Annotated in this window: 22 protein-coding genes; 2 read left to right on the top strand and 20 right to left on the bottom strand. The window is 71.5% G+C overall.

Features of this window, described 5'->3' with window-relative positions:
- Positions 1 to 5 precede the first annotated feature (5 nt).
- From DA075_RS11210 to DA075_RS11155, 12 genes are all read right to left on the bottom strand, one after another.
- Positions 6 to 389: a hypothetical protein gene (locus DA075_RS11210; protein WP_123834258.1), complete on the bottom strand. Its 384-nt coding sequence runs from the start codon at positions 387 to 389 to the stop codon at positions 6 to 8.
- A 183-nt stretch (positions 390 to 572) separates the two neighbouring features.
- Complete coding sequence (locus DA075_RS11205; protein ID WP_099953289.1) at positions 573 to 1,220, bottom strand: response regulator; 648 nt, start codon at positions 1,218 to 1,220, stop codon at positions 573 to 575.
- Positions 1,217 to 2,713: an ATP-binding protein gene (locus tag DA075_RS11200; protein ID WP_244936562.1), complete on the bottom strand. Its 1,497-nt coding sequence runs from the start codon at positions 2,711 to 2,713 to the stop codon at positions 1,217 to 1,219. The genes DA075_RS11205 and DA075_RS11200 overlap by 4 nt, the downstream gene beginning before the upstream one ends.
- 209 nt (positions 2,714 to 2,922) lie before the next feature.
- Positions 2,923 to 3,756, bottom strand: coding sequence for a hypothetical protein (locus DA075_RS11195; protein ID WP_099953288.1), 834 nt, complete (start codon positions 3,754 to 3,756; stop codon positions 2,923 to 2,925).
- A 76-nt stretch (positions 3,757 to 3,832) separates the two neighbouring features.
- Positions 3,833 to 4,993, bottom strand: coding sequence for an HBL/NHE enterotoxin family protein (locus DA075_RS11190; RefSeq protein WP_164712304.1), 1,161 nt, complete (start codon positions 4,991 to 4,993; stop codon positions 3,833 to 3,835).
- A 41-nt stretch (positions 4,994 to 5,034) separates the two neighbouring features.
- Positions 5,035 to 6,132 (bottom strand): HBL/NHE enterotoxin family protein, encoded by a 1,098-nt coding sequence (locus tag DA075_RS11185; protein ID WP_164712302.1) that lies wholly within the window; start codon positions 6,130 to 6,132, stop codon positions 5,035 to 5,037.
- A 398-nt stretch (positions 6,133 to 6,530) separates the two neighbouring features.
- On the bottom strand, positions 6,531 to 8,996 hold the full coding sequence (locus DA075_RS11180; protein WP_099953285.1) for a TonB-dependent receptor: 2,466 nt from the start codon (positions 8,994 to 8,996) through the stop codon (positions 6,531 to 6,533).
- 276 nt (positions 8,997 to 9,272) lie between these two features.
- Entirely contained in the window at positions 9,273 to 9,935 is a 663-nt protein-coding gene (gene aat / locus DA075_RS11175; protein WP_099953284.1) for a leucyl/phenylalanyl-tRNA--protein transferase, read from the bottom strand.
- A 166-nt stretch (positions 9,936 to 10,101) separates the two neighbouring features.
- Positions 10,102 to 10,389, bottom strand: coding sequence for a hypothetical protein (locus DA075_RS11170; RefSeq protein WP_099953283.1), 288 nt, complete (start codon positions 10,387 to 10,389; stop codon positions 10,102 to 10,104).
- 257 nt (positions 10,390 to 10,646) lie between these two features.
- On the bottom strand, positions 10,647 to 12,002 hold the full coding sequence (accC, locus tag DA075_RS11165) for an acetyl-CoA carboxylase biotin carboxylase subunit (RefSeq protein ID WP_099953282.1): 1,356 nt from the start codon (positions 12,000 to 12,002) through the stop codon (positions 10,647 to 10,649).
- Positions 12,003 to 12,015: 13 nt separating this feature from the next.
- Positions 12,016 to 12,507, bottom strand: coding sequence for an acetyl-CoA carboxylase biotin carboxyl carrier protein (accB, locus tag DA075_RS11160; RefSeq protein ID WP_232385715.1), 492 nt, complete (start codon positions 12,505 to 12,507; stop codon positions 12,016 to 12,018).
- 167 nt (positions 12,508 to 12,674) lie between these two features.
- Entirely contained in the window at positions 12,675 to 13,502 is an 828-nt protein-coding gene (locus DA075_RS11155; protein WP_099953280.1) for a DsbA family protein, read from the bottom strand.
- A 196-nt stretch (positions 13,503 to 13,698) separates the two neighbouring features.
- Here DA075_RS11155 and DA075_RS11150 point away from each other — a divergent pair, with 196 nt between their 5' ends.
- Together DA075_RS11150 and DA075_RS11145 are read left to right on the top strand one after the other, a co-directional pair.
- Entirely contained in the window at positions 13,699 to 14,865 is a 1,167-nt protein-coding gene (locus DA075_RS11150) for a pyridoxal phosphate-dependent aminotransferase (protein ID WP_099953279.1), read from the top strand.
- Between the two features lie 16 nt (positions 14,866 to 14,881).
- Positions 14,882 to 15,652: a class I SAM-dependent methyltransferase gene (locus DA075_RS11145; RefSeq protein ID WP_099953278.1), complete on the top strand. Its 771-nt coding sequence runs from the start codon at positions 14,882 to 14,884 to the stop codon at positions 15,650 to 15,652.
- A gap of 39 nt (positions 15,653 to 15,691) precedes the next feature.
- On the opposite strand, the gene DA075_RS11140 is transcribed toward DA075_RS11145, so the two are convergent.
- The 8 genes from DA075_RS11140 to DA075_RS11105 all read right to left on the bottom strand — a co-directional run bounded on the left by DA075_RS11140 (position 15,692) and on the right by DA075_RS11105 (position 25,423).
- Positions 15,692 to 17,086, bottom strand: coding sequence for a sulfatase family protein (locus DA075_RS11140; RefSeq protein WP_099956537.1), 1,395 nt, complete (start codon positions 17,084 to 17,086; stop codon positions 15,692 to 15,694).
- Positions 17,087 to 17,161: 75 nt separating this feature from the next.
- Positions 17,162 to 17,638, bottom strand: coding sequence for a VOC family protein (locus DA075_RS11135; RefSeq protein WP_099953277.1), 477 nt, complete (start codon positions 17,636 to 17,638; stop codon positions 17,162 to 17,164).
- Positions 17,639 to 17,656: 18 nt separating this feature from the next.
- Positions 17,657 to 18,121 (bottom strand): SRPBCC family protein, encoded by a 465-nt coding sequence (locus tag DA075_RS11130; protein ID WP_099953276.1) that lies wholly within the window; start codon positions 18,119 to 18,121, stop codon positions 17,657 to 17,659.
- Positions 18,122 to 18,186: 65 nt separating this feature from the next.
- Entirely contained in the window at positions 18,187 to 18,597 is a 411-nt protein-coding gene (locus DA075_RS11125) for a VOC family protein (protein ID WP_099953275.1), read from the bottom strand.
- Positions 18,598 to 18,679: 82 nt separating this feature from the next.
- Positions 18,680 to 19,966, bottom strand: coding sequence for an RNA polymerase sigma factor (locus tag DA075_RS11120; protein WP_099953274.1), 1,287 nt, complete (start codon positions 19,964 to 19,966; stop codon positions 18,680 to 18,682).
- On the bottom strand, positions 19,959 to 20,360 hold the full coding sequence (locus tag DA075_RS11115; RefSeq protein WP_099953273.1) for a YciI family protein: 402 nt from the start codon (positions 20,358 to 20,360) through the stop codon (positions 19,959 to 19,961). The genes DA075_RS11120 and DA075_RS11115 overlap by 8 nt, the downstream gene beginning before the upstream one ends.
- Positions 20,361 to 20,481: 121 nt before the next feature.
- Positions 20,482 to 21,804 (bottom strand): methyl-accepting chemotaxis protein, encoded by a 1,323-nt coding sequence (locus DA075_RS11110; RefSeq protein WP_099953272.1) that lies wholly within the window; start codon positions 21,802 to 21,804, stop codon positions 20,482 to 20,484.
- Positions 21,805 to 22,108: 304 nt separating this feature from the next.
- A complete protein-coding gene (locus tag DA075_RS11105) occupies positions 22,109 to 25,423 on the bottom strand; it encodes an Rne/Rng family ribonuclease (RefSeq protein WP_099953271.1) in 3,315 nt (1,104 codons plus the stop codon).
- Positions 25,424 to 25,879: the final 456 nt, after the last annotated feature.

Here is a 25,879-nt window from a genome sequence, read left to right as displayed (position 1 = left end):
TCCGATTAGCTCCAAGCGTAGGGCTTGCCGTTCTTGAGCGCTGCCGTGTGCAAGAAAAACTGGAAATCCGTGGGGGCTTCCGAGACGGACGCGAAAGAGGAGCGCTCCTCGACCTCATCGGCGTCGAATGCCAGGACGGCCCGATGCCTGACCCGATCCGCATCGAGGCCCACGAGCGTGTTCGGCAGGTGAATGGCGAGGATCACGAAGACCGATGGCCGAAGAGCGTCGGGGATCGCGTCCCTGACGGGCCTCGAGACGACCAGGGTGGAGGCTGCAACGCCAAGCGCCGCGAGCATCCGCCAACGTTCCAGGCCGAGCCGACCGGGCCACAGCGTTGCCAGGGCGATCGGCTGCAATGAACCACCGAACAATGCCGTTGTCAGCACGCTGTCGGTGAGTGCCGTCAGGGCGCGAGCTTCACGATCAGTATTGTGGGCCGGTTGCTTGCTTGTCCCAGGCTCCGGCATTGCGTCCCGCAGGAGGCGCCGTCGCGGCCCTTGCCTTGACTCCGCACGGGACCGACCGTTGCTCCTCGCGCGAGGAAGACGAGAGTCCGGAGATCGAGACCGTCACCGCAGATCGGCCACGTGCCGCACGGCGAAATGCGTCAGCTCGGTCAGCGTCGCCAGCCCGAGGCGCTGGCGCAGGGCCGCGCAGGAATTGGTCACCGTCTTGTAGCTGACCGACAGATCCGCGGCGATCGCCGTGTAGCCCCAGCCCTCCGCCAGCAGCGCCAGGATGCGGCGCTCGCGCGGGCTCAAGGTGCCGAGCAGGGAGCGGCGCGGATCGGCCTGGAGCAGGGCGACCTCGGTGGCGAGCCGCCCGTCGAGATAGGGCCGGCCGGTCCGGACCTGCTCGTAGGCCCGCACCAGGTCGCCGGCGGGGGCGTCCTTGAGCACGTAGCCGACGGCGCCGGCCGCCAGCGCCCGGGCGACGATCGCCGGGTCGGCGTGCATGCTGAACACCAGGACGCGGGTGGCGGGCGCGCGCTTGCGCACCCGGCCGATCAGCGCGAGGCCGGCCAGCTCCCGGTCCGGCACGTCGCGGCCCGGAAAGGCGAGGTCGATCACCGCCACGTCGGGCCGGTGGCGCAGGATGGCGCGGTAGGCTTCCGGGAGGCAGGCCGCGCCGCGCACCTCGGCGCCCGCATCCTCGAGCAGGCGCCGGGCGCCCTGGAGCACGATCGGGTGATCGTCGACGACGACGACGCGGGTCACGGGGCCTCCTCCTCGGGCGTCCCGGACGGGAGCGCGATCCGCAACGACGTGCCGGGCTCGCGCGGCACCAGCGCGAGCCGGCCGCCCAGGCCCTCGACCCGCTCGCGCATCCCGGCCAATCCTCGTCCCCCGCCCCGTCCCTCGCCCCGGTCTTCGCTCCGCTCCCCGGTCAGGCCGCTCCCGTCGTCGTCGACGGTGAGGCGCAGGCTGCCCTCCTCCTCGGCGACCTCCACCGCCACCCGCGACGCTCCGGCATGGCGGAGCGCGTTGGTCAGGCCCTCCTGCACGCAGCGATAGAGGGTGAGGTCGACGAGGTCGCCGTAGCCGGGCCGGAGCGGCGCGAACCGGCCCTCGACCGCGATCTCGGGATGGTGCCGCGCCGCATCGCGCACCAGGAGTTCGAGGCAGCGGCTCAGGGGCACCTGGCCGAGGCCGGCCGGGCGCAGGCGGTTGAGCAGGGCCCGGTTGATGGTCTGCACCCGCGTGACGATCGCCGCGATGTCGTCGGTGCGCTGGATCAGCCGGCCGCGGGCCGGCTCGTCGAGGGTCGCGGCGATGCGGGCGATCGACGAGGAGTTGGCTTCCAGCGCGAACAGGCACGGGCCGAACTCGTCGTGGAGCTCGAGGGCGGTGCGCCGGCGCTCGTCCTCCTCGGCGGTGAGGAGGCGCCGGGTGAGCCGCAGGTTGGCGGCCCGCGCCGCGCCCAGGGCCTCGGCGAGGCGGTTGAACCGGGTCGCGATCACCGCGAGCTCGCGGGTGTCGGGCCGGTCCACCCGCGCGTCGTAATCCTGCTGCTCCAGCCGGGTCAGCCCGGCGGCGAGCTGGGCGAGCGGGCTCAGGATCCGGCCGAAGGCGAGGGACAGGATCGCCAGCATGGCGAGGCTCAGGGACAGGCCGGTGAGGCCGAGCGCCAGGGCGTAGCCCCAGACCTCGTCGATCTCGTCCGAGGGCTCGGCGGTGACGAGGGCGGTGCCGATGCGGGCGCCGCGCAGCACCAAGGGCACCTCGTGGCGTTGCGCCGGCGGGGCGATCAGGCGGGCGAACCAGCGGGGCGCCCGCCGCGTGCCCTCCCGCGGCGTCCCGGCCTCGCTCGGCCGGTTGGCGGCGTCGAGCAGCGTCACCCGGACGTGGCGCAGGCCCTGGAAGCGCAAGGCGAGGGTGCGGAACAGGCCGGAGAGCGGCGCGTCCTGCAGCGCCTGGAGGGTCTCGGCCACCAGCGGCTCGACCACCGCGAGCGAGGCCGCGGTCTCGACCTCGGTGGCGGTGCGCGCCTTGTGGATGATGACCGCGCCCGAGATCGCCGCCGCCACCAGGTTGATGAGGACGACGACCACCATCAGCCGCGCCCGCATCGGGCGGCCGGACCACAGGGCGGGGAGGCCGGAGCGGAACGGCCCGGAGGCTGGGTCGGCCGCCCGCGCCGGGACGGGAGGGTCGAAGGGCGAGGACACGAATTCCGGGGGACGCAAGGGGACGATCGCGGGAATGGACACGCAGATCCGCGGTAACCGCCGCTGCAGACCGCTCCCCGTCCCCGAGACGAGCCAGGATCCGGCCCGCCTGTCAATGCGACGCCGGTCTGCGGCGCCGCTTTCCCCCGCGTCCCGCAGCGGCGGTCATCCCTGGCGGGTACGGCATCCGGACGGATGCCGTCTCGCGGACCGCCCCATGCGGTGTCCGGAGGGACCGTTCGAAACCCGTCTCACCCGTCGGAGAGGTAGTGCTGGATGCTGCCGGCCTCCGCCGCGAGCGTCGCGACATAGGCCGCGACGACCGCCGGAACGGTGCTGCCTGCGCCGCCCGTCAGCGCCTGCATCATCTGCATCATGTTGCCCTGCGCGGTGCTGGTGAAGGTGATGAGGTTCTGCGTGGCGTTCTCCAGGATATCGAGCTGCCCGGCGAAGCCCTGCACGGCGTTCATCCCCCCGGCCGTCGCCGCAGCCTGCCCCTGGAGCTCGGCCTGCTGCTGTTGCAGCTGGGACAGTTCCTGTTCCAGCGTGTGGCCGGATTTGATCAGGTTGGCGATCTCGGCGACGATCCAGGGGAGGGGGATCGGGATCATCCGCAGGATGTCGAGGCGCTTGCGCTGGGTCTCGGCCTCGTCCCGGGCATGGTCGAGCTGGGCGAGCAGGGCCGCGATGCGGGCGGCGAGGTCCCGGCTGATCTGCGCCACCAGGCGCTGGTCGACCAGGACCTGATCCCGGTACCGCGCCAGGGTGGCGAAGGCGGCCTGGTTCGAGGCCATGGCGCCCGACAGGCGTTCGACGAGATGCGAGATGCCGCTCACGATCGCTTCGCGCGCCTGTCCCTGTCCTGCGCTCCAGGCGTCGATCTGCGGTTTGAGAGCCTGGGTCGTCTCGGTGGCCGTCCGGGCGAAGGCGCCGACCGCCTCCGCCATCGCGGCGAGTTGCGGTGCGACCGTCGCCGGGAAGTCGGCGGCGTGGGCGCGCAGGCCCTCCGCGTCCGGCGGCAGGTGCTGCGTGTCGGCGACCGCCTTCGCCGCGAGCGCCGGGTTGTCGATGAGAGTCTGGAACATCGGGGCTCCTGAACCGGGGATGCTGCTGGGTCTCGCAGAGGCCGGCGCCCTCCCGGGCGCCGGCCGGAGGCCGCCGTCAGGCGGCGCGCAGCTTCTGCAGAGCGCTGAGATCGAGCGTGCCCATGCCGGCCTGGTTGCCCTCCACCTTGACGGACTTCACGCCCGACATCTGCTTCTGGATGGTGGTGACGTTGCCCAGCACCGTCGTCCACTGCGACGCGGAGGTGTTGAGGTAGGCCTGCACCACGATCGGCAGGTCGGAGAAGGTGCTCGCGTTCTGGATCGAGCCCACGACGTTGCCGAGGTTGCCGCCCAGGATGTCCCAGGCGTTCTTCATGTTGGTGAGTTCCTGTGCGGCGGTGGTAGCCGAGGACCCGAGGGTTCCCATCGTGCTCTTGAAATCCGTCAGGAACGTCACGGTGCCTTCGAGCTGCGACTTCTGGGTGAGCAGGCCGGACTTGGCCTCGATCAGCTTGGCGAGGACGACCGACGAGGCGGTCAAGCCGGCGCCACCGAGGGCCACCACCCCGACGCCGGCGAGGACGAGGGGCGTGCTGGCACCGGCGGTGAGGAACGACGCGATGGCCCCCGCGGCGATCATCAGGCCACCCCCGATCATCACCAGGCCACTGATCGCGATGCCGGCCGCGGCGCCGCCGATCTTGCTGTTGAGGCTGTCGATCTGGTCGTTGAGCTCGGCGATCGCGCCGGTGCTGCCCTGGATGACCAGCGAGGCCTGCTGGGCGGCGGTGTTGAAGTTCGAGATATCGGTGTTGAGCTTGGTCCGGAAATCGTCCAGCGACGTCCGTACCCCGTTGACGTTGGTCACCTTCTTGTCGAGGTCCGATTGCAGCTGCTGCAGCAGCGCCAGCGCGTCGGCCTTGGCCTGGCTCGATCCGCCCTTCCAGTCGTCGATCTTGCCGGTGATCATCGTGTTGAACGCAGCGAATTCCTGTGCGTAGCCGCCGACATCGGTCACCACCGAGATGATCTTGGGTTGGACGACCTTCAGGTAGTTGCTGGCATTGCCTTGAGCGGTTTCAAGCTGCTTGCCGACCGGCGGCAGCCTCGAGGCGACCGAAGCCGGGATCACGATGGCCGGCTGCTGCGCCACCTGCGTGCAGTAGGTCTGCACCAGCAGCCCGGAGGAGGCGGACCTCGTGACGGTGTCGCCGAGATTGCCGATGGACTTGCTGTCCATGCTGGCGAGGGTCCGGATGTTGCTGATCGTGGACATGGAGCGGTTCCTGTCTGCTGTCGTGACGAGATCGCGGAAAATCAGGCGGCCGTGCTCATCGTGCCGACGTGGTCCACCGACCGGGGCGCCAGCTCGACGATGCGCGAGAGCAGACCCTGCGCCTGCTTGCTGATCGTGGCCCAGTCGCGCTGGGCGAGGTGGAGCGCCGCGGTGAGATGCGCCGCGTCGCTGGCGTCCGAGGCCTGTGCGACGTCCCGCCGGAAGCTGGCGATGCCCGCCTGGATCGAGCCCCATTCGGTGGTCAGCGACGCGAGAGCCGCCTTTGTCTCGTCCGCCGCCGTCGCGACCGCCTCGACCTGCGCCTCGATGGAGCCGACGAGGGTCAGGGTCAGGCTGAGTGCCGCCGACCGCTGGTAGAGGTCGGCGAGGGATCCGTTGTCGCTCGCCAGGGAGGCCGATGCAGCGGCGAGCCCCGCGATGCCGCCTGCCGCGACGCCGATCCCGGCCAGGACGACCCCCTCGCTGGTGAAGCCGGAGGGCAGGGTGGCCAGGGCGCCGACCCCGATCGCGACGAAGCCGGCCGTCGTCACGAGGGCCGAGATCACGACGCCGGCGATCTCGCCACTGATCTTGCGTCGCAGATCGGCGATCTCCCGCTGCACCTCGGCCTGCGCCTCGCCGTCGGCGCCGATCACGCGTTGCGCCTCGGCGTGATCGTCGGCCAGGTTCTTGGCATCGGTGCGGACCTGATCGAGCGCGGTCACGAGCTTGGCGGTCAGGGCCCGCGACTTCGCGGCCCGGGTGCCGGCATCGTGATCGAGCTGGGCGAGGAGCGCCTGGACCTGCTCGCGGGCAGTCGGCTTCTCGGGCACCGAATGGATCAGCGGCAGCATCGCATCACCGAACGACTGCACCATGCTGCAATACGCGATCACGTCGGTCAGCCCCACGATGAGCTCCGGCGCGAGCGTCCGCAGCAGCAGGTCGGCGTTCCGCTTCGCGGATTTCTGGTGCTGGATGAGCTTCGGCATCAGCCCTGCGCCGGCCTCGCCGATCGCTCTCGGATCAAGGTCGGCCTGCTGCGCCGTCTGCGTGGCGTAGGTCTGCAACATCACCAGGGCGCCGGCGACACCGTTCAGCTCGGTCTGGATATCGTCCGGCCGAAGCGGATTGTTCATTGCGCTGGCAAGATCAATGATCTGAGCGACTGTCTTGGCCATGGTAAATCTCTGCAAAGCGCGATGATCGCGCCGGCATCATCTAAGATGATTCGCCGATGAGAACGAGAGATAAGTTATTAGATATTTGGAATTGATTTTTCCGCGCTGAAAAATACGGACATATTGACTCTCGGGCGCGGATCGGAACTGAGCCGACAAATCACGTCATGCCGGCCGGACCGGCCGGGGGCGTCGGTCCGCGCGGCCGCGGGGCCCCCGCACGACCGCTCCGGGACGCAGGATGGCAGGGCCCGAAAAACGAACGGAGCCCGATCGCATCGCGATCGGGCTCCGTTCAGGGTCGGTGCCGGGCCGTGCCTGACCTGCGCCGGCCTCGGCGGGTGCGCGTGGCCCGCCTACCAGGTCATCCGCACGCCGCCATAGACCGAGAGCGGCTGCACCAGGGTGGTGGTGCGGGGGTCGTTCAGCACGTAGCGCCCGGCGAAGGCGGTATCGCGCTCCAGGAAGGTGCCGAAATTGGCGTACCGGTTGTTGAACAGGTTGGTCACCAGGCCGAAGATCTGCACGGTCGGCGTCAGCTGGAAGCTGGTGTTGAGGTTGGCGGTGAAGTAGGCCGGCAACTTGCGGTTGAGGTTCGACTCGTCGCCGCGGAAATAGGACGACGAGAAGGCCTGCATGTTCATGCCGAAGCGCCATTGCGGCGTGATGGCGTAGTCGAAGCCGGCCTTGATCTGGTGATCGGGCACCAGCGGCACCTTGTTGCCCGGGCGCACGGTGATGAGCCCGTCATCGGCGAGCGGGTTGTTGGGCGACGACAGGTCGCCGCGGAACTGGAAGGTGGCGTCGATCAGCGCGTAGTTGGCGTAGAGGCTCAGGCGCCCGGTGGTGTACTCGGCCGCGGCCTCGATGCCCTGGCGCCGGGTGGCCGGCACGTTGACGAAGTAGCCGCGCGCCGCATTGCCGGGCACCGCGACCTGGAGGATGTCGTTGGTGAGGTCGGTGCGGAAGGCGCCGAGCTTGTAGGTGAGCAGGCCGTCCTCGTAGAAGTTCGGCACCGAGCCGCGGATGCCGACCTCGTAGGTGCGGGCCTCCACCTGCTTGAGCGGCGGATCGGCGACGAGGGAGTTCGGCAGCAGGCAGGGCCGGTTCGGATTGGCGCAGGCCAGTTCGAGCGGCGTCGGCGCCCGGTTCGACTCGGAATAGCCGCCATAGAGGCTCAGCCCGTCGGTGAACCGGTAGGTCAGGCCGGCGACCGGGTTGATCCGGCTGAAGTAATGCGTGCCGGTGACGTCGGGCGAGAAGCCGGTGAGGTCCTGGGTGGTGATGCGGGCGAAGTTCAGCCGCGCGCCGGCGGTGAGCGAGAGCCGGTCGGTGACGTCGAACGTGTCGAGGGCATAGAGGCCCATATAGAGGTTCGAGCCGGTGACCTGGCTCGGCGCGATGCCGAGCGCCGCCGCCGTGCGGATCGGGCCGGTGCCGAGGCCCGGAATATTGCCGTAGGTCGGGTTGAGCGGATCCGTCGTGACGCTGAGATCCGGATTGATGACGCCGAGCGTGCTCGACGACTTGAAGCTGTAATTCGCGACGTCGATGCTGCCGCCGACGATGAAGGTGTTCGGGCGGTCGAAGATCCGGTCGCGGTTGGTGGCCTGGAGCGTGCCGCCATAGCCGGTCGCCTCGGTCCGGACGGTGTCGATCGTGCCGTAGGGCACGCCGGCCCGGAACGGGATCCGCTGGTTCTGCGGCCCGAGGATCAGGAACTGGTTGCGGAACTGCGCCTGGGTCTGGCCGGGTGCGGCCGAGAACCCGTCATCCTCGAAGCACAGGAAGCCGCGGAAGTTCGAGCGCGAGCTGCAATTCTCGAAATTGCCGTCGTTGCCGTCGATCACGAATTGGCTGAGGCGGCGCACATAGGCGTTGCCCGAGAGTTCCCAGGTCGGCGACACGGCGACCTTGCCGGTGACCTGGATCTGGCCGACCTCGGTGTCGATCGATTGCGGGTAGGTGAAGATCGCCCGCTGGTTGTCGCGGGTGAAGTCGACGGGCGAGGCCGCGGCGGCGCCGAAATAGGTCTTGGCGCCCGAGGCGATGATGTGAAACTCGGAATCGAGGCTGCGGTGGCCGATATCGGCGTAGACCCGGCCGATCTCCGAGGGCGACTGGTAGCGCCAGCCGGCATCGCGCAGGCCCTCGCCGGCAAAGTAGAAGCTCCAGGGGCCGATCACCTCGCCGTACTGGAGCGTGCCCAGGATGCGGCCGTCCGAGCCGCCCATCACCGAGACTTCCTTGCCCTGCCAGGTGAAGCCGTTCTTCATCTCGATATTGACCGCGCCGCCGAGCGCGTTGAGGCCGAAGATCGGGTTGCCGGTGACGATGTCGATGCGGTTGATCGCGACCTGGGGAATCAGGTCCCAGTTCACCACGTCGCCGAAGGCCTCGTTGATGCGGGTGCCGTTCTGGTAGACGGCGAGCCCCTGCGGCGCGCCGAGCAGCGGCGAGGCGTCGAAGCCGCGATAGGTCAGGGTCTGGCGGAAGCTGTTGCCTTGGCCGTCGGAGAGGCTCACGCCCGGGGTGGTGCGGGCCAGCGTGAAGGTGGGGTCGAGGGTGGCGCGGTCCTGCTCGAGCATCCTGGCCGTCACGGTCTCGACGGTGAACGGCACCTTGGCGAGCGGCAGGGCGCCGCCGCCGCCGATCCGCTCGCCCGTGGCCGAGCGCCCGGTACCGCCCGCACCGGCCACCGGCGTCACCGGTACCACGTCGATCGTCTCCAGGGCGATGGTCTCTTGCGCCGCCGCCGGCGCGATCAGCCCGGCCGAGACGAGAGCGGTCGTGACCAGAAGCCCCCAGCGCGACGCCGTCATGCCCGACATGTTCCCCCACCCAACTCGCTGTTGTGGCGCTGCCCGGCGCCAACCTGGGTAGGAGAGATAGCGAGCTTCACCGTTCCGCCGCAATCCCGCCTGACAGGGCATTGCCCGATCGGGCAGTTCTGAGGCAGAGTTGGCGCCCGAACCTCGCTGGTCGTGACCTCATGGCAACAATCGGAGAAGCCGGGGAGACTTTGCGCGGGAAGATCCGGCAATCGGAACTGCTTGATATTCCCGGGTCTTCGACTTGCCGAGGGTGGCCCGATGCGGTCAGGTCAGGCCGAGGGCCGCGACCGCCTCGGACCCGGTGAGCGGCGCGCTGTCCCACTGCGCCGGCCGGTCGATCGCGGCGCGCAGCATCGCCTTGTAGACGTGGCGCGGCACCTCCTCGGCCCCGAACTGGGCGAGGTGGCTGGTGACGAACTGGGCGTCGAGCAGGGTGTAGCCGCCGCGCTTCAGCCGGGCGGCGAGGTGCACCAGTGCCACCTTCGAGGCGTCCCGGGCGACGTGGAACATGCTCTCGCCGAAGAACGCCGCGCCGAGGGAGACCCCGTAGAGCCCGCCGACCAGGATGCGGGGCTCGCCGGCATAGACCTCGACGGTGTGGCAATGGCCGAGATCGAACAATTCGCCGTAGAGGGCGCGGATGCGCGCATTGATCCAGGTGCGGTCGCTGTCCCGCCGCGGCGCGGCGCAGCCCTCGATCACCGCATCGAAGTCGCGGTCGGTCACCACCTCGAAGCCGCCGTTGCGCACCGTGCGGGCGAGGCGATGGCCGAGATGGAAGCGGTCGAGGGGCAGGATGCCCCGCTCCTTCGGCTCGACCCAGTACAGGGTCGGGTCATCCGCATCCTCCGCCATCGGGAAGATACCGGCCGCGTAGGCCTTGAGCAGGATCTCGGCGGTGATCTCGACGTTCAGGCTGCCGTGCATCGACAGAGGTTCCGGGCGGGACAGGGCGGGGAAGCGTTTCTCCCCCATGGCCGAGCCTTGGCAAAGATCGAGCCTTGGCCAAGATAGGGCACGCGGCCTGCCGCGACGAGAAACGGCCCGCGGCTCTGGGCCGCGGACCGTTTCGATCGCAGGGCGTCGCCTCGGCTCAGTTCGCCGGTCCGCCCGCGGTGTTGCCGAGGTTCGGGTTCAGGCGGCTCGGCATCGCGGCGTTGCCGCCCTTGGCCGAATCGACCTGGGTCTCGTAGGTCGACTGACCGACGCCGCCGACCGGGCCCGGACCGGCCGGGACGGGGGCGACCACGGTGCCGGTGGTGAGCGGGTCGACGACCGGGGCGACCGGGCCCCGAGAGGCCGGAGCATCATAGCCAGGGGTCTGGGCGAGGGCGGGAGTGGCCAGGAGGGCGGCCACGGCGGCGAGCTTGAGCACGCGCATCGTCAGATCTCTCTCGGTTGTGGTTGGAATTGTCGCGGCCTCGATCGGTCCCGTCAGCTGCCTGACGCAATGCCTGACCGACCTGTCCTTGCCGCTGTTGCCGAGAGAACCCTTGGGAAGCCGCGCTGTTCCGCGCCGCTTCCAAAAATATCGCGCCCGATCGATTGCTGCGGTGCCGCACCCGGACAAGCGCGTCCGGACATGCAAAGGGGCGCCACGCGGCGCCCCTTGCGACGGTCCAGCCGCCTGCGCGGGCGTCAGCCGATCTCGAGCCCGCCGGTCTTGAGGAATTCCTCGAGCCAGTGGATGTCGTAGAGGCCGTTCTGGATGTCGGCGTTGCGCACCAGGGTGCGGAACAGCGGCAGGGTCGTGTCGACGCCCGCGACCACGAACTCGTCGAGCGCCCGGCGCAGCCGCATCAGGCACTCGTTGCGGGTGCGGCCGTGGACGATGAGCTTGCCCATCAGCGAGTCGTAGTGCGGCGGGATGCGGTAGCCCTGGAAGGCCGCCGAATCGACCCGCACGCCGAGGCCCCCGGGCGGGTGGAAGTAGGTGATGGTGCCGGGCGAGGGCCGGAAGGTGGAGGGGTGCTCGGCGTTGATGCGGCACTCGATGGCGTGGCCCTCGACCCGCACGTCCTCCTGGCGCACCGACAGGGGCGCGCCCGCCGCCACCCGGATCTGCTCGTTGACGAGGTCGATCCCGGTGATCATCTCGGTAACAGGGTGCTCCACCTGAATTCGAGTGTTCATCTCGATGAAGTAGAACTGCCCGTCCTCGTAGAGGAACTCGATCGTGCCGGCGCCGCTATAGCCCAGCTCCTGCATCGCCCGGGCGACGGTGCCGCCGATCTGCTCGCGCATCTCGGCGTTGAGGGCCGGGGAGGGGCCTTCCTCCCAGACCTTCTGGTGCCGGCGCTGGAGCGAGCAGTCGCGCTCGGCGAGGTGGATGGCGTTGCCGCGGCCGTCGCCGAGCACCTGCACCTCGATGTGGCGCGGCTTCTCGAGATATTTTTCGATGTAGACCGCGTCGTCGCCGAAGGCCGCCTTGGCCTCGGTGCGGGCGGTCATCAGGGCGGATTCGAGGTCGGCCTCGCTGCGGGCGACCTTCATGCCGCGGCCGCCGCCGCCGGAGGCGGCCTTGATCAGCACCGGGTAGCCGATATCGGCCGCGACCCGCTTGGCCTCGTCGATCTCGGTGACGCCGCCCTCGGAACCCGGCACGCACGGGATGCCGAGGCGCTTGGCCGTGCGCTTGGCCTCGATCTTGTCGCCCATCACCCGGATGTGCTCGGCCTTGGGGCCGATGAAGCCGATGCCGTGATGGCCCAGCACCTCGGCGAAGCGGGCATTCTCCGACAGGAAGCCGTAGCCCGGGTGCACCGCGTCGGCGCCGGTGATCTCGCAGGCGGCGATGATCGACGGGATGTTGAGGTAGCTGTCGCGGGCCGGCGGCGGGCCGATGCAGACGCTCTCGTCGGCGAGCCGCACATGCATGGCGTCGGCGTCGGCGGTGGAGTGCACCGCCACCGTCGCGATGCCGAGCTCCTTGGCGGCCCGCAGGATCCGGAGCGCGATCTCGCCCCGGTTCGCGATCAGGATCTTGTCGAACATGGGGCCCCTAAGGTCACTCGATCAGCAGGAGGGGCTCGCCGAACTCGACCGGCTGACCGTCCTCGATGAAGATCGCCGTGACGGTGCCGGCGCGCGGCGCCACGATGTCGTTGAAGGTCTTCATCGCCTCGACGAGCAGCACCCGGGCGCCGCTCTCGACCCGCGAGCCGACCTCGACGAAGGTCTTGGCGTCCGGCGAGGGCTTGCGGTAGGCGGTGCCGACCATCGGCGAGAGCACCGCGCCCGGATGGGCGGCGAGCGCCTTCGGGTCGGCGTCGGCGGCGGGCACCGGCGCGGCGGCGGGAATCGCGGCGGCGGGCAGGGGCGGGGCGACGGCGGCCGCCACCGGGACCTGCACCTGCTGCACGGCGCGCTCGCGGGCGACGCGGATGCGCAGGTCGCCCTTCTCGACCTCGATCTCGCTGAGATCGGTCTCGGCGATCAGGGTCGCCAGCTCGCGCACGAGCTCGGGGTCGAAGGGATCAGGCTTGTTGTTGGAGGGCACGGCGGGTCTTCGGCAATCGTGTTGAGGGCGGGGGTTGACCCGCCGGGACCCGTGTCCCGGACGACGCGGGGGCGTCATGCGATCCGGCGGGCGATCGGCGGGCCTCATAGACCATGCGGCCGGCCCGCGATAGGGGCGCCGGTCGCGACGGGCGAAGGCGTCGAGGCTCAGCAGGTGGCGTGGCCGCACTGGCGCACGCCGGCCACCGTCTTGCGGATCGGGTCGACACCGACGGCGCCCGGGATGATCTCGTCGCCGATGATGAAGGCCGGGGTGCCCGACAGGCCGAGCTTGTCGCCCAAGCCCACATTCTCCTGCAGCGCCGCCTGGATGTCGGGGGCCTGCATGTCCTTCTGGAGCTTGGCGATGTCGAGGCCCATCTCCTTGGCCACCGCGATCGCCCGCTCGCCGTTCACCCGGCCGCGGCTCTCGAGCAGGCGGGTGTGGTAGTCGAACAGCTTGTCGCCCTTGAGCTGCTGCTTGGCGGCGAGCGCCACCTTGCTGGCCTCGAGCGAGTCGGGCCCGAGCACGGGGAAGTCGCGCAGGACGACCTTCAGCTTAGGATCACCCTTGATCAGGGTCTGCAGGTCGGTGAGCGCCCGCTTGCAGTAGCCGCAATTGTAATCGAAGAACTCGACCAGGGTGACGTCGCCGTTCGGGTTGCCGGCGACGAAGCCGTGCGGCGAGTTGTGCAGGGTGTCGCGGGTTTCCTTGAGGGCACTGGCCTGGGCGACCTTCTGGGCCTCCTGCTGGCGCTTCTCCAGCTCGGCCATCGCCTCCTGCAGCACCTCCGGGTTCTTCAGCAGGTAGTCGCGCACCACGCTCTCGATCGCCTGGCGCTGGGCGTCGGTCATCGCGCCCGAGGTCGCGGGACTTTGCGCCGCCGTGCCCGGAGCCGCCGGCGTGGTCGTCGGCGCCTGCGCCCGGGTCGGCGCGGCCGTGGCGACGAGGCCCGCGAGCGCAAGGGCGGGCAGAAGGCGGGGCAGGAGCAGCATCGTCGTCCTCATCGGGGTCGTTCACGGTCGGTGGCGCACAATCCTGGCGCGCTCCTTGAGCCGCCGGTTAGGCGGTTTCGCGGCAGGCTTGTCAAATCACGCTTGCGCCGGTGGCGGGGCGCAATTGCCGGCAAATCCCGCTATGTGCGGGGGCGCACCCGCGCCCGTGACCTGAAAGAACGCTCCAAGGCCCATCATGTCCGATTCTCCTTCCCTCGTCTCCCGCCGCGCCGCCCGCGTCGCGCCCTTCCTGGCGATGGACGTGCTCGCCGCCGCGGCGCGGCGGGAGCGGCAGGGCGGCAGCGTGGTGCATATGGAGGTGGGCCAGCCCTCGGCGCCCGCCCCCCGTCCGGCCATCGCGGCGGCGCAAGACGCGCTGGCCTCGGGCCGCATCCCCTATACCGAGGCGCTCGGCATCGCCCCCTTGCGCGAGCGCATCGCCCGCCACTACGCCGAGGCCTACGGCGTGGCGGTGGCGCCGGAGCGGGTCGTGGTCACCACCGGCTCCTCGGCGGGCTTCGTGCTCGCCTTCCTGAGCCTGTTCGATGCCGGCGGGCGCGTCGCCATCGCGGCGCCGGGCTACCCGGCCTACCGCTCGGTGCTCCAGGCCGTCGACCTCGAGCCGGTGGGGCTGACCTTGCGCGCCGAGGACGGCTTCGTCCCGACCGCCGCGAGCCTTCGGGCTGCGCACGCGAGCGCGCCGCTCTCCGGCCTCCTGGTGATGAGCCCCGCCAACCCGTCGGGCACGATGATCGACGAGGCGGCCTTGCGCGCCCTGGCGCAGGCCTGCCGGTCGCTGAACCTGCGCTTCATCTCGGACGAGATCTATCACGGCCTCACCTACGGCGTGCCGGCCGCGACCGCCTTGGCGGTCGATCCCGATGCGGTCGTGATCAACTCGTTCTCGAAATACTACTGCATGACCGGCTGGCGCATCGGCTGGATGGTGGTGCCGGAAGGCCTGGTGCGGCCGATCGAGCGCCTGGCGCAGAACCTCTACATCTCGGCGCCCTACCTATCGCAGGTGGCGGCCCTCGCCGCCTTCGACGCCACCGAGGAGCTGGAGGCGGTGAAGGCCGATTATGCCCGGGCCCGCGCGCTCCTCCTCGGCGAGCTGCCGAGCCTCGGCCTCGGCGACGTGCACCCGGCCGACGGCGCCTTCTACCTCTATGCCGACGTGGCCCGGCTCACCAACGACTCGATCGGCTTCTGCCGCCGGATGCTCGACGAGGCCGGCGTCGCGGCGACGCCCGGCCTCGACTTCGATCCCGAGGCCGGCGCCCACCACCTGCGCCTGTCCTTCGCCGGCGGCGAGGCCGAGGCGCGGGAGGCGGTGCGGCGGCTGAAGGGTTGGCTTCGTTGATCGAGGAACGGCCATCATGACCGATCTGCACCCCGCCGCGGCCAGCGGCTTCGCGGCCGGGGCCGAGACCTACGCTAAGGGCCGGCCCGACTACCCGGCGGCCCTGACGGCCTGGCTGCGCGACGGCTTGCGCCTCGGGCCGGGCCGGAGCGTCGCCGATCTCGGCGCCGGCACCGGCAAGTTCACCGGCCTGCTGGCCGCCACCGGCGCCGAGGTGACGGCGATCGAGCCGGTCGGCGCGATGCGGGCGCGGCTCGCTGCGTCACTCCCCGGCGTGACGGCTTTGGCCGGCTCCGCCGAGGCGATGCCTCTGGCGGAGGCAAGCCTCGACGCGCTCGTCTGCGCCCAGGCCTTCCACTGGTTCTCGACCCCGGCGGCCCTGGCCGAGATCCGCCGGGTGCTGACGGTGGGGGGCCGCCTCGACCTCGTCTGGAACGTCCGCGACGAGAGCACGCCCTGGGTGGCGGAGCTCACGACGATCATGAACGCCCATGAGGGCGACGCCCCGCGCTACCACACCGGCGCGTGGCGGAGGCTGTTTCCAGCCGAGGGGTTCGGGCCCCTGCACGAGGCGACCTTCCCGTACGGCCATCGAGGAACCCCGGAGCAGGTGATCCTCGACCGCACCCTGTCGGTGAGCTTCATCGCGGCGCTTCCGGACGCCGAGCGGGCGCGGGTGGCGCGAGCCGTGCGCGACCTGATCGACCGCACGCCGGAGCTGGCCGGCCGGGACGAGGTGACGTTTCCGTACCGGACGCAGGTATATTGGTGCGAGCGGGTTTCCTGAGATCTGCTCTGACAGGACGCGCCGTCCAGGCGCCGAGCCCTACTTTCCCGCCGGCGTCCCCGCCCCGAAGTGGTCCGCCAGCTGGGCCCCCGTATAGGTCTCCGAGAAGCTGTCCCCCCGCTCCGGCAGCATGGTGGCGTTCCAGGCGGTCCAGGCCGCCTGGAGCCTCGAAAAATCCTCCGGGCGCCGGGCCTTGAGGTTCGCCCGCTCCAGCGGGTCGGCGACGACGTCGAACAGGAAGGTCTGGTCGCGGATCTTGAGGTACTTGAGGTCGCCGTCGCGCATCGCCGCCTGCGCGTTGGCGCGGTAGCGCCAGTGGAAGGTCCGCGGGCGCTCCGGGGCCTGCCCCGTCAGGATCGGCAGGAGGTCGATGCCGTCGGACGGGTAGGCGGGATCCGGCGCCGTGCCGGCAGCGGCGAGCAGCGTCGGCAGCCAGTCCATGGTGATCATCGGCTGGGCCGAGACCGCACCCGCCTTCAGCCGCCGCGGCCACGACACGATCGCCGGGATTCGCAGGCCCCCTTCCAGAAGTTCGGTCTTGCGGCCGGTGAAGGGCCAGGTGTCGGAGAAGCGCTCGCCGCCATTGTCGCTCGTGAACACCACGATCGTGTCCTCGGCGACGCCGTTCGCCTCCAGGGCGTGGAGGACGCGGCCGATCTGGGTGTCCATCTCGGCGACGATGCGCCGGTAGGTGTCTTGGGTGCCGCCGTCGAAGTGGCGCAGGTTGCCGCCCGCGATGCGGCGCGACTCGGCCTCGTCGTCGGGCGTCTCCCACGGCCAGTGCGGCGCGTTGAAGTGCAGGCTGAGGAAGAACGGCCGCCCGGCCTTCGCCGAGGCCGCGATCGTCTCCACCGCCCGTTTCCCGAGCAGGTGGGTGGCGTAGCCGACCTCCTCGATGCGCAGGTCGCCGTCCCACAGGTCCGGCTTGTCGTCGGTGCCGCGGTGGCTGAAGTAATCGATGGTGCCGCCGCGAAAGCCCCAGAACGCGTCGTAGCCGCGCTGCAAGGGCCCGTATTCCTGCACGCTGCCGAGGTGCCACTTGCCGACGAGCGCCGTGCGGTAGCCGGCTTGCCGCAACAGCCCCGGCAGGGTCGGGTGGTCGGCCGGCAGCCCGCCGGCGAAGCGGGTGGTGACCGGCTCCTCGAGCCCGACGGCCAGGCGGTACTGGTAGCGCCCGGTGATCAGCGCCGTGCGGGTGGCCGAGCAGACCGCCGAGTTGGCGTAAGCTTGCGTGAAGCGCACGCCCGTCGCGGCGATCCGGTCGATCTGCGGAGTGGCGAGGTTGGGCCGGCCGTAGCAGGCGACGTCGGCGTAGCCGAGGTCGTCGGCCATGATGAAGACGATGTTGGGCGGTTGCGCCGCCCAAGCCGCCCGCGGCCCGGCGAGAGAAGCCGCCCCGACGGCCGCGCTGCCCAGCACGCGCCTGCGCGTCATCCCCGCCATTCCCGTCCTCCTCGGCTGTTCGGGCGATGCTATGGGGCGGGGGACCGGCGGGCAACCGGGTGCGGATCAGCCCGCGGCCGCCCGCTCCAGCGCCGCGGCGTCGAGCCGGACCATGCCCTGCATCGCCGAGAAGACCCGGGCGGCCACGGCCGGGTCCGGATCGGCGAGCAGGCGCGGCAGGATCTCGGGAAAGATCTGCCAGGGCACGCCCCAGCGGTCGCGCAGCCAGCCGCACTGGATCTCCTTGCCGCCCCCGGCGAGCAGCGCGTCCCAGAGCCGGTCGATTTCCGCCTGGTCCGGGCAGGCGACGGCGATCGAGGCGGCGGTGCCGTACTCGGCCGGCATGCCGCCGTTCAGCGCCTGGAAGCTCTGCCCGCCGAGGGTGAAGCTCACCAGGATCGCGTCGCCGGGCGCGCCGCCGGGCCAGGGGCCGGGGGCGCGCAGGATCGGCCCGAGCTGCGAGCCCGGGACGAGGGCGACGTAAGCACGCACCGCCTCCTCGGCGTCGCGCGCGAACCACAGGCAGGTGCTCACATGGGCCATGGCGGGTCTCCCTGAGGCTTAGAGCCGGGCGGCGAGGTCGGCGAGCTGGTCGGCGCAGCGGCCCCAGCCATCGTGAAAGCCCATCGCCTCGTGCGCGGCGCGGTCCTCCGCGGTCCAGTGCCGGGCCAGGGCGGTGTAGCGGGTGGCCGCGCCCTCGGCCGCGAAGGTGATGATGCCGGTGAAGAACGGCTTGGCGGCCGGCTCCCAGGCGCTTGTATAGGCGTCGGTGAACACGATGCGGGCGTTCTCGATCAGTTCGAGATAGACGCCGCTGCTGGAAAACTCGGTCCCGTCCGGGCCGCGCATGACGATGCGGGTCGTACCGCCGGGGCGGAGCTCCGTCTCGGCGTCCGCCACCGTGAAAGGCTTCGGGGCGAACCACTGCTTGATCAGCGCCGGCTCGGTCCAGGCCCGATAGAGCGCGGCCGGCGGCGCCGGGATGAGGCGGGTGAGGACGAGGTCGCGTTCGCTCGGGTCGGTCATCGGTCGGGGCTCCGCGCGAGGGGAGGGAAGGGGGGGACCGGTCGTGCCCGGTCCCGGCTCGATGGTCAGCGCTTCTGCTGGTTCATCGCCCAGACCACCCCGAACGGGTCGCGCAGCTGGCCGTAACGGTCGCCCCAGAACATCTCGGCCGGCGGCATCACGGCGATGGCGCCCGCCTCGACGGCGTGGGCGTAGCGGGCGTCGATATCCTCGACCATCAGCGTCAGGGTGAAGCCCTGCGGCGCCTGGAGCGCGCAGCCATGCTCCGGGAAGGCGTCGCTCAGCATCAGCGACGAGCCGTTGACGTGGAGGTGCACGTGCGGGGTCCGGCCCTGCGGATCGGCCGGCATCGCCGCGACGATCTCCGCCCCGAAGGCGCGGACGTAGAACTCCGCCGCCTTCAGGGCGCCGTCCAGCATCAGGTAAGTGACGAGGCCGCCCTTCACCGGGGCGATTGTCGGGGTTTCGTCGCTCATGGTCCTCTCCTCGGTCGGGCCGGCTCTTGTCGCGGCCTCGCTTCAAGGACGGGCGGTCTGCCTGCGTCCCGACAGCCCCGCTTCAGATTTTTTCGCGATCCGCGGGCGCGTCCCCGGCCAGCCGGTCGAGCTGGCGGCGGATATGCGCGGCCTCGGCCGGGGTACCGGCGAGCCCGATCGCCCGGCCCATCGCCTCCCGCGCCTCGCCGGTCCGGCCGAGCTGCATCAGCAGGGCGCCGCGCAGGCCGTGGAAGTGGAAATAGCCGCCGAGCGGCCCGGCCAGGGGCTCGACGAGGGCGAGCCCGGCCGCCGCACCCCCGACCTTGGCGGTCGCGACGGCCCGGTTGAGCGTCACCACCGGCGAGGGCTGCATCCGCTCCAGCGCCGCATAGAGTGCGTCGATCCCCGCCCAGTCGGTGTCCTGCGGCCGGGCGGCGCGGCCATGCAGGGCGGCGATCGCCGCCTGGACCTGGTAGGCGCCGGGGGTGCGGTGGCGCATCGCCTTGTCGACGAGAGCCAGCCCTTCGGCGATCATCGGGCGGCGCCAGAGCCCGCGATCCTGATCCTCCAGCAGGATGATCTCGCCGTCGGCGTCGAAGCGTGCCGGCGCGCGGGCGTGCTGGAGCAGCATCAGGGCGAGGAGCCCCATCACCTCCGGATCGGTGGGAAACAGCCGCAGGAGCAGGCGGCCGAGGCGGATCGCCTCGTCGCAGAGCGCCGCCCGCTCCGAGCCGGTCGCCGCCGAGTAGCCGGCATTGAAGACGAGGTAGAGCATCGCCGCGACGGCGGAGAGCCGCTCCGCCCGCTCGGCCGGTCCCGGCGCCCCGTAGGGCACGGGGCTGCGGGCGATGCGGGCCTTGGCGCGGGTGAGGCGCTGCTCCATCGCCGCCTCCGAGACCAGGAAGGCGCGGGCGATGCGCGGGAGGGGAAGCCCCGAGACGATGCGCAGGGCCAGCGCGATCTGCTGCGTGACGGGCAGCTCCGGATGGCAGCAGATGAACAGGAGCCGCAGGATGTCGTCCCGGTAGGCCCCGGCGTCGATCGCCTCGGCGAGCGGCGTCTCGGCGTCGTCCAAATCCGAGACGGCACGCTCCGACAGCCCGTCGTCCTCGGGCAACGGGGTCTGGCGGGCGAGGCGGCGCCGTCCGTCGAGGGCGGCGTTGCGGCCGACCAGGATCAGCCAGGCCGCGACGTCCCGCGGCGGGCCGGTGCGGGGCCAGGTGCGCAGGGCCCGCAGGCTCGCCTCCTGGAAGGCCTCCTCGGCGGTGTCGAGGTCGCGAAACACCCGCAGCAGGGCGGAGAGCACCCGCGGCCGGGCCGCGGCGAGGGCGCAGGCCAGCCAGGCGGCGTCGGGCGAGGCCTCACTCATTCAAGCCCGCCGCGCGTCGGACGGGGATCGGGCGGGGGTCGGGATTGTAGAGCAGGACCGGGCGCAGCTCGTAGGCGCCGCCCGGATTGGCGCTCGCGAGGTCGCGGGCGATGCCCAGGGCCTCGTCGAGATCGGCGACGTCGACGACGTAGAAGCCGAGAAGCTGCTCCTTGGTCTCGGCGAAGGGGCCGTCGATCACGAGCGGCGGCTCGCTCGCCTTGCGCAGGGTCGTGGCGGCGGTGGTCGGCAGGAGCCGCAGCGACGGGCCGAGCTTGCCCTGGCGCTCCAGCCGCGCGTGCACCTGGCCGAGCCGCTCCATCACGGCCTCGTCCTCCGCCACGCTCCAGGCGGCGACGACGTCCTCGTCCTTGTAGCACAGGATGGCGTAGAGCATGGTCGATCCTCCCTCATCGCAGGACGCGCGACGCGGCCCGGATCCGACCAGGATCGCCGAAAAACCTTTGGGCGCGAAGAAACTCGTCGTGCGCGAACCGGCCCGGCCCGCGCATCCGGGGTCAGTGCCGCACCGCGCCCTCGGCGGCGGCCACCATCTCCTTGGCGGCGGCCTCGAAGGCCTGGAAGGCCGGGATCGCCCGGTCCCAGGCGCCCACCCCCAGCGCGTCGGCCATGGCGGCGGCCTGGCGGTGCGCCTCGGCGCCGGCCGCGACGAGCCGGGCGGCGGCGGGATCGGCGGCGTCGATCCCGAGATCCGACGCGGCGTCCCGGAAGGGCGGCACCGCCGCGCCGACCGGGCCGAGCCCGACCAGGGCCGCGGCGAGGCGGCGCTTCCACATCCCCATATCGGCCGAGAGGCGGATCAGCGGGTAGGCCGGCAGGCCCCTTTCCGCGCCGGCCTTGAGCGCCTCCTGCGCCGTCGTCTCGGCCCGCACGAGGATCGCCATCAGCCCGTCGATCTCGGTGTGGGTCTTCTGCGCCTTGCCGGCGACCTGCTGCACGCCGGCGGAGATCTCGGCGGTCGCCGCCTCCTGCTGGCCCAGGACCTCGGCGAGCGCCCGGATTCCTTCCGCCGAGCGGGCCACGGCCTGCCCCTCCTGCGCCACCCGGGCCTCGACCCGGGCGACCGCCGCGGTGCCGCTCGCCACGGCGTGCCGGCTCTCGGCCACGGCGGCCTGGATGGCCGCCAGCTCCTGCAGCAGCACCGCGAGGCGGCCGCGGATCTGCTCGGTGGCGCGCGCGGTCTGGCCGGAGAGCTGCTTGACCTCGGCGGCGACGACCGCGAAGCCGCGCCCCGCCTCGCCGGCCCGCGCCGCCTCGATCGTGGCGTTCAATGCCAGCAGGTTGGTCTGGCTCGAGATCGCCTCGATCGTGCTGGCCATCTCCTGGATCTGCAGCGCCGCACCCTCGAAGCCGGTCAGGCGCTGCTCGATCTGCCCGGCATGGGTCTCGATCGCCGTCATGGTGCGGCTCGCCTCGCGCATGTCGGCCGCGCAGGCCGCGATCCCGCCGCTCGCCTGCTCGGCGACGTCGGCGCTGGATTGCGAGCGGCCGGCGAGCTCCCGGGTCGAGGCCGCGATCTCCTCGACCGCCGCCGCCATGGCGCGGGTCTGCCCGGCGATCTCGCTGGCGTCGTGGGTCATCCAGCCGAGGACCGTGGCGGCCTCCGAGGCCTCCGCGGCGACGCGGGCGGTGCTGCCGAGATCCGTGGCGGCGGCCCCCCGCATCTGGCCGACGAGGCGCGCGAGCGCGCTCGCCAGCCGGCCGTTCCCCAGTTCGGACCCGGACGCGCCGGCCCGGTCCACCAGGCCGGTGAGCCGTTCCTCGACCATCTCGGGCGTCTCGGCGGGCACGGGCGCGGGGGCGGAGCGGAAGCGGAACATGGTGGCGACTCACGAAGGACTGGCATGATTTCCCGCGAGTCCCGTATCGGTTCCGTTAACGGCACGCCGACACTTTGCATTTAGCGTGCTATGTGACCTTAGGTCATTGAATAGGGCCTGACGCAACAGCTCGCTCCGCTGTTCGCAGAGCATTCTTACTATGCTGGATCGTCCTGTGTGCCGATTGAGCGTGCCGCAGGTGAGCCGGCGAACGAAAAAGACGGGCCGCGCCCCTCCCGGAGCGCGGCCCGCCGCGACGCGTCTTGCTGTGTGCGGGACGGGCTGACGCCCGTCCCGGGATCGGTCACTCGCCGCCGATCGCCGCCTTGGTGCGGGACCACCAGCCGGCCCGCTTCGGACGGTCCGGATCGGGCGGGGTCAGCACGACCGCCACCGGCTCCGGCTCGGGCTCCGGAGCGGGGGCAGGGGCCACCGCCTCGGCGGCGGGCTCGGCGTCGCCGACGGGCGCCGGGGCCTCGATCGCCTTGACGGTCAGGGCCTCGCGCTCCACGGCGGGACGATCGGGGGCCGGGAGGGGCGGCGCCGCGACCGGACTGCCGACCGCCTCCGGTGCCGGCCCGGCGATCTCGTCGAGGGCGACGATCTCCTCGGCGAGGGCATCCTGCACCAGGCTGCCGCCGGTCTCGCCCGGCTCGGCCCCGACCACGACCTCGTCGCCGATCGTGCCAACCGTCTCCTCGAAGCGGTCGCGCCCGCGGCCGCCGCGGCGTCCGCGCCGGCGGCGCCGGCTCAGGGCCTCCTCGCGGCTCTCGCGCTCGGGCGCCACGCCGTCCTCGGTGATCGGGATCGACACCGCCTCGGGACCGCGCTCGCCCGAGGCCTGGACCGCCTCGCCGGCCGCCTCGTCCGCCAGGTGTCCCTCGGCCGCGTGTCCCTCGGCCGCGTGTCCCTCTGCCTCGTGGCCCTCGGCCTCGTCGGCGCCGCCACGCTCGCCCCGGCCCCGCCGGCGGCGGCGGCGACGGCGGCGCTTGCCCCCGCCCTCGTCCTCGCCGGGCGCACCCTCGGCGGTCTCCTCGTCGGTCTCGCCCTCGGCCTCCGCGTCGGCCTCGCCCTCGATCTCGGCCTCGGCGTCCTCGACGATGTCCTCGTCCTCGTCATCCTCCTCCAGCGGCGGCGGCAGCACCGCCTCGGCCCGGATGCTGGTGACGGGGCGCGGCTCGACCCGCTGGGCGAGGTCGCCGCGCTCGAGGTGGAAGGCCGAGGTCGCGGCCAGCCGCTCGTCGGCCGCGATGATGATCGCGACGCCGAACCGGGCCTCGAGCTCGTGCAGGTGCGCGCGCTTCTGGTTGAGGATGTAGAGCGCCACCTCGGTCCGGGTGCGCAGCACCAGGTTGTGGCTGTTCGACTTGATCAGCGCTTCCTCGATCGCCCGCAGGATCAGCAGGGCCACCGAGGCGGTCGCCCGCACGAAGCCCGAGCCGCCGCAATGCGGGCAGGGCACCGAGGACGACTCGAGCACGCCGGTGCGGATGCGCTGGCGCGACATCTCGAGCAGGCCGAAGGGCGAGATCCGGCCGACCTGGATGCGGGCGCGGTCGTTCTTCAGGCACTCGTTCAGCTTCTTCTCGACGGCGCGGTTGTTCCGCTTCTCCTCCATGTCGATGAAGTCGATGACGATGAGCCCGGCGAGGTCGCGCAGGCGCAGCTGGCGCGCCACCTCCTCGGCGGCCTCCAGGTTCGTCTTGTACGCGGTGTCCTCGATGTCGTGCTCGCGGGTGGCCCGCCCCGAGTTCACGTCGATCGAGACCAGGGCCTCGGTCGGGTTGATGACGAGGTAGCCGCCCGAGCGCAGGGAGACGTGGTTGGAGAACATCGCGTCGAGCTGCTGCTCGACCCCGAAGCGGGCGAAGATCGGCGTCGGGTCGCGGTAGGGCTTCACCACCTTCGACTGCGTCGGCATCAGCATCCGCATGAAGTCCTTGGCCTCGCGGTAGGCGTCCTCGCCCGCGACCAGAACCTCGTCGATGTCCTTGTTGTAGAGGTCGCGGATGGCGCGCTTGATCAGCGAGCCCTCCTCGTAGACCAGGGCCGGCGCGGCGGAGGACAGGGTGAGCTCGCGCACGCTCTCCCACAGCCGCATCAGGTACTCGAAGTCGCGCTTGATCTCCGGCTTGGTGCGCGAGGCGCCCGCCGTGCGCAGGATGACGCCCATCCCCTCGGGCACCTCGAGGTCGGTGGCGATCTCCTTCAGGCGCTTGCGGTCGGCCGCGCTGGTGATCTTGCGCGAGATGCCGCCGCCCCGGCCGGTATTGGGCATCAGGACCGAGTAGCGGCCGGCGAGCGACAGGTAGGTGGTGAGCGCCGCGCCCTTGGTGCCGCGCTCCTCCTTGACGACCTGGACCAGGATGACCTGCCGGCGCTTGATCACCTCCTGGATCTTGTAGTGCCGGCGCGGGGTGCGGGGCCGCTCGGGGATCTCGGCCAGCGCGTCGCCGCGGCCGCCGACCTGCTCGACGACCGGCTCCTCGTGATCCTCGTCGTCGTCCTCGTCGTCCCCGTCGTCGTCCCCGTCTTCGTCCTCGTCGTCGTCCTCGTCCGAGTCGTCGGACTCCCCGTCCGCCTCGGCGACGGTCTCGTCCTCGTCGTCCTCGTCCTCGTCCTCGGCGGCATCGACCGGCTGCGAGGCGGCGACGGGCTGGGGCAAGGCGGCCTCGGCCTCGACGGGCGCGGTCGCCTCGGATGCCGGGCCGGCGGTCCGGGCCTCGGGCGACGCTTCGTCGGCCGCCGCCTCGACATGGGCAGGCTCCGCCGACACGGCGGCGGCGATTGCCGCCGGGGTCTCGGCGCCGGCCTCACCCTGCACCGGGGCCACCTCGGCGGCGGGTGTCTCGGCCGAATGGTGCTCGGCGGCGAGCGCGTCCGCGGCAGGCGCTTCCTGGGACGGGCTCTCTTGAGCCTGGCCGTCCTGCGCGACGGCGTCGCCGGCCTGGACCCCGACCTGAGCCTCGACGGAACCCTGCGCCTCGACCGGCTGCGCTTCGCCGGCCGGGGCCGTCTCCTGCGCCGGATGCTCTACGCCCTCCGGCCGCGGGGCCTCCTGCGCGAACGTCTCCTGCTCGAGCATCGCCTGGGGGTGCGTGTCCTGCCAGCCGGTCGCCTCGGTGGCGGTCTCCTGGCGGGTCTCCTGTGCCTGGGAGGCCTGCGCGCCGGTCTCCTGCGTCTCCCCGGCGGGGACGCTCACCACCGCATCGGCCGGGCGCGACGAGGCCTCGGCCCGGCGGCCGCGGCGGCGCCGGCGGCGGGGCTGGTCGCTGCGCTCCGGACGCTCGCTGCGCTCCTGGCGCTCGGGGCGCTCCTCGTGCTCGCGCTCGGCCCGCGCCTCCTCCTCGAGGAGCGCCATCCGGTCGGCGATCGGGATCTGGTAGTAGTCGGGGTGGATCTCGCTGAAGGCGAGGAAGCCGTGGCGGTTGCCCCCGTACTCGACGAAGGCGGCCTGCAGCGACGGTTCGACCCGCGTGACCTTGGCGAGATAGATGTTGCCCCGCAGCTGGCGGCGGCTAGCGGATTCGAAGTCGAATTCCTCGACCTTCGAACCCTTGACCGTCACCACCCGGGTCTCTTCCGGGTGGGAGGCATCGATGAGCATCTTGTTGGCCATGACGAACTTTCGGCATGGCGATCAACGGCAGCGCCGCTGGACGGGAGCATCCGGGAACGGACCTCGAGGAGGAAAACCTCGGAGATCCTGGCCGTGCGCGGGAGGACGAGCCTCCGTAGTCCGGTGCCGCCCCAGGCGCGGAAACCTGCGCCGGGAGGGCCGTCCCGTGCCGTGCCCGGTCGGGCGCGGCGGATGATGTCGTGCGGGGTGTGCCGTCAATCGCCGCTGCGCGCATCCACGCGCGCGAGGGGTTGACGATGGCCGGGGGCAGGGGGCGCGGACGGGCGCGACGCCGGACGCGTGCGCCGGGGACGGCAGCTTCGAGATCCGAGGCTGTGCGTCCACGCATTCTCCCACCGACCTTTCGAATCGAGGCGCCGGGACGCGAGGGTCCGGCCGCCGGTAAAAACGGGCGACGACGTTCAAGAACGCCGCCGCGGATCAGAGACACCTGCC

Origin of the sequence: Methylobacterium currus (genome assembly GCF_003058325.1) — a bacterium.
Classification (GTDB): domain Bacteria; phylum Pseudomonadota; class Alphaproteobacteria; order Rhizobiales; family Beijerinckiaceae; genus Methylobacterium; species Methylobacterium currus.
The sequence above is the reverse complement of the archived record's forward strand: the minus strand, read 5'-3'. Positions and strand labels throughout refer to the sequence as shown.

Bases quoted from the DNA above. Each gene is read 5' to 3' on its own strand.
- DA075_RS11195 (WP_099953288.1), bottom strand. From the start codon at position 3,756: ATGTTCCAGACTCTCATCGACAACCCGGCGCTCGCGGCGAAGGCGGTC.
- DA075_RS11190 (WP_164712304.1), bottom strand. From the start codon at position 4,993: ATGTCCACGATCAGCAACATCCGGACCCTCGCCAGCATGGACAGCAAG.
- DA075_RS11185 (WP_164712302.1), bottom strand. From the start codon at position 6,132: ATGAACAATCCGCTTCGGCCGGACGATATCCAGACCGAGCTGAACGGT.
- DA075_RS11180 (WP_099953285.1), bottom strand. From the start codon at position 8,996: ATGACGGCGTCGCGCTGGGGGCTTCTGGTCACGACCGCTCTCGTCTCG.
- aat (WP_099953284.1), bottom strand. From the start codon at position 9,935: ATGCACGGCAGCCTGAACGTCGAGATCACCGCCGAGATCCTGCTCAAG.
- DA075_RS11170 (WP_099953283.1), bottom strand. From the start codon at position 10,389: ATGCGCGTGCTCAAGCTCGCCGCCGTGGCCGCCCTCCTGGCCACTCCC.
- accC (WP_099953282.1), bottom strand. From the start codon at position 12,002: ATGTTCGACAAGATCCTGATCGCGAACCGGGGCGAGATCGCGCTCCGG.
- DA075_RS11155 (WP_099953280.1), bottom strand. From the start codon at position 13,502: ATGCTGCTCCTGCCCCGCCTTCTGCCCGCCCTTGCGCTCGCGGGCCTC.
- DA075_RS11150 (WP_099953279.1), top strand. From the start codon at position 13,699: ATGTCCGATTCTCCTTCCCTCGTCTCCCGCCGCGCCGCCCGCGTCGCG.
- DA075_RS11145 (WP_099953278.1), top strand. From the start codon at position 14,882: ATGACCGATCTGCACCCCGCCGCGGCCAGCGGCTTCGCGGCCGGGGCC.
- DA075_RS11140 (WP_099956537.1), bottom strand. From the start codon at position 17,086: ATGACGCGCAGGCGCGTGCTGGGCAGCGCGGCCGTCGGGGCGGCTTCT.
- DA075_RS11135 (WP_099953277.1), bottom strand. From the start codon at position 17,638: ATGGCCCATGTGAGCACCTGCCTGTGGTTCGCGCGCGACGCCGAGGAG.
- DA075_RS11130 (WP_099953276.1), bottom strand. From the start codon at position 18,121: ATGACCGACCCGAGCGAACGCGACCTCGTCCTCACCCGCCTCATCCCG.
- DA075_RS11125 (WP_099953275.1), bottom strand. From the start codon at position 18,597: ATGAGCGACGAAACCCCGACAATCGCCCCGGTGAAGGGCGGCCTCGTC.
- DA075_RS11120 (WP_099953274.1), bottom strand. From the start codon at position 19,966: ATGAGTGAGGCCTCGCCCGACGCCGCCTGGCTGGCCTGCGCCCTCGCC.
- DA075_RS11115 (WP_099953273.1), bottom strand. From the start codon at position 20,360: ATGCTCTACGCCATCCTGTGCTACAAGGACGAGGACGTCGTCGCCGCC.
- DA075_RS11110 (WP_099953272.1), bottom strand. From the start codon at position 21,804: ATGTTCCGCTTCCGCTCCGCCCCCGCGCCCGTGCCCGCCGAGACGCCC.
- DA075_RS11105 (WP_099953271.1), bottom strand. From the start codon at position 25,423: ATGGCCAACAAGATGCTCATCGATGCCTCCCACCCGGAAGAGACCCGG.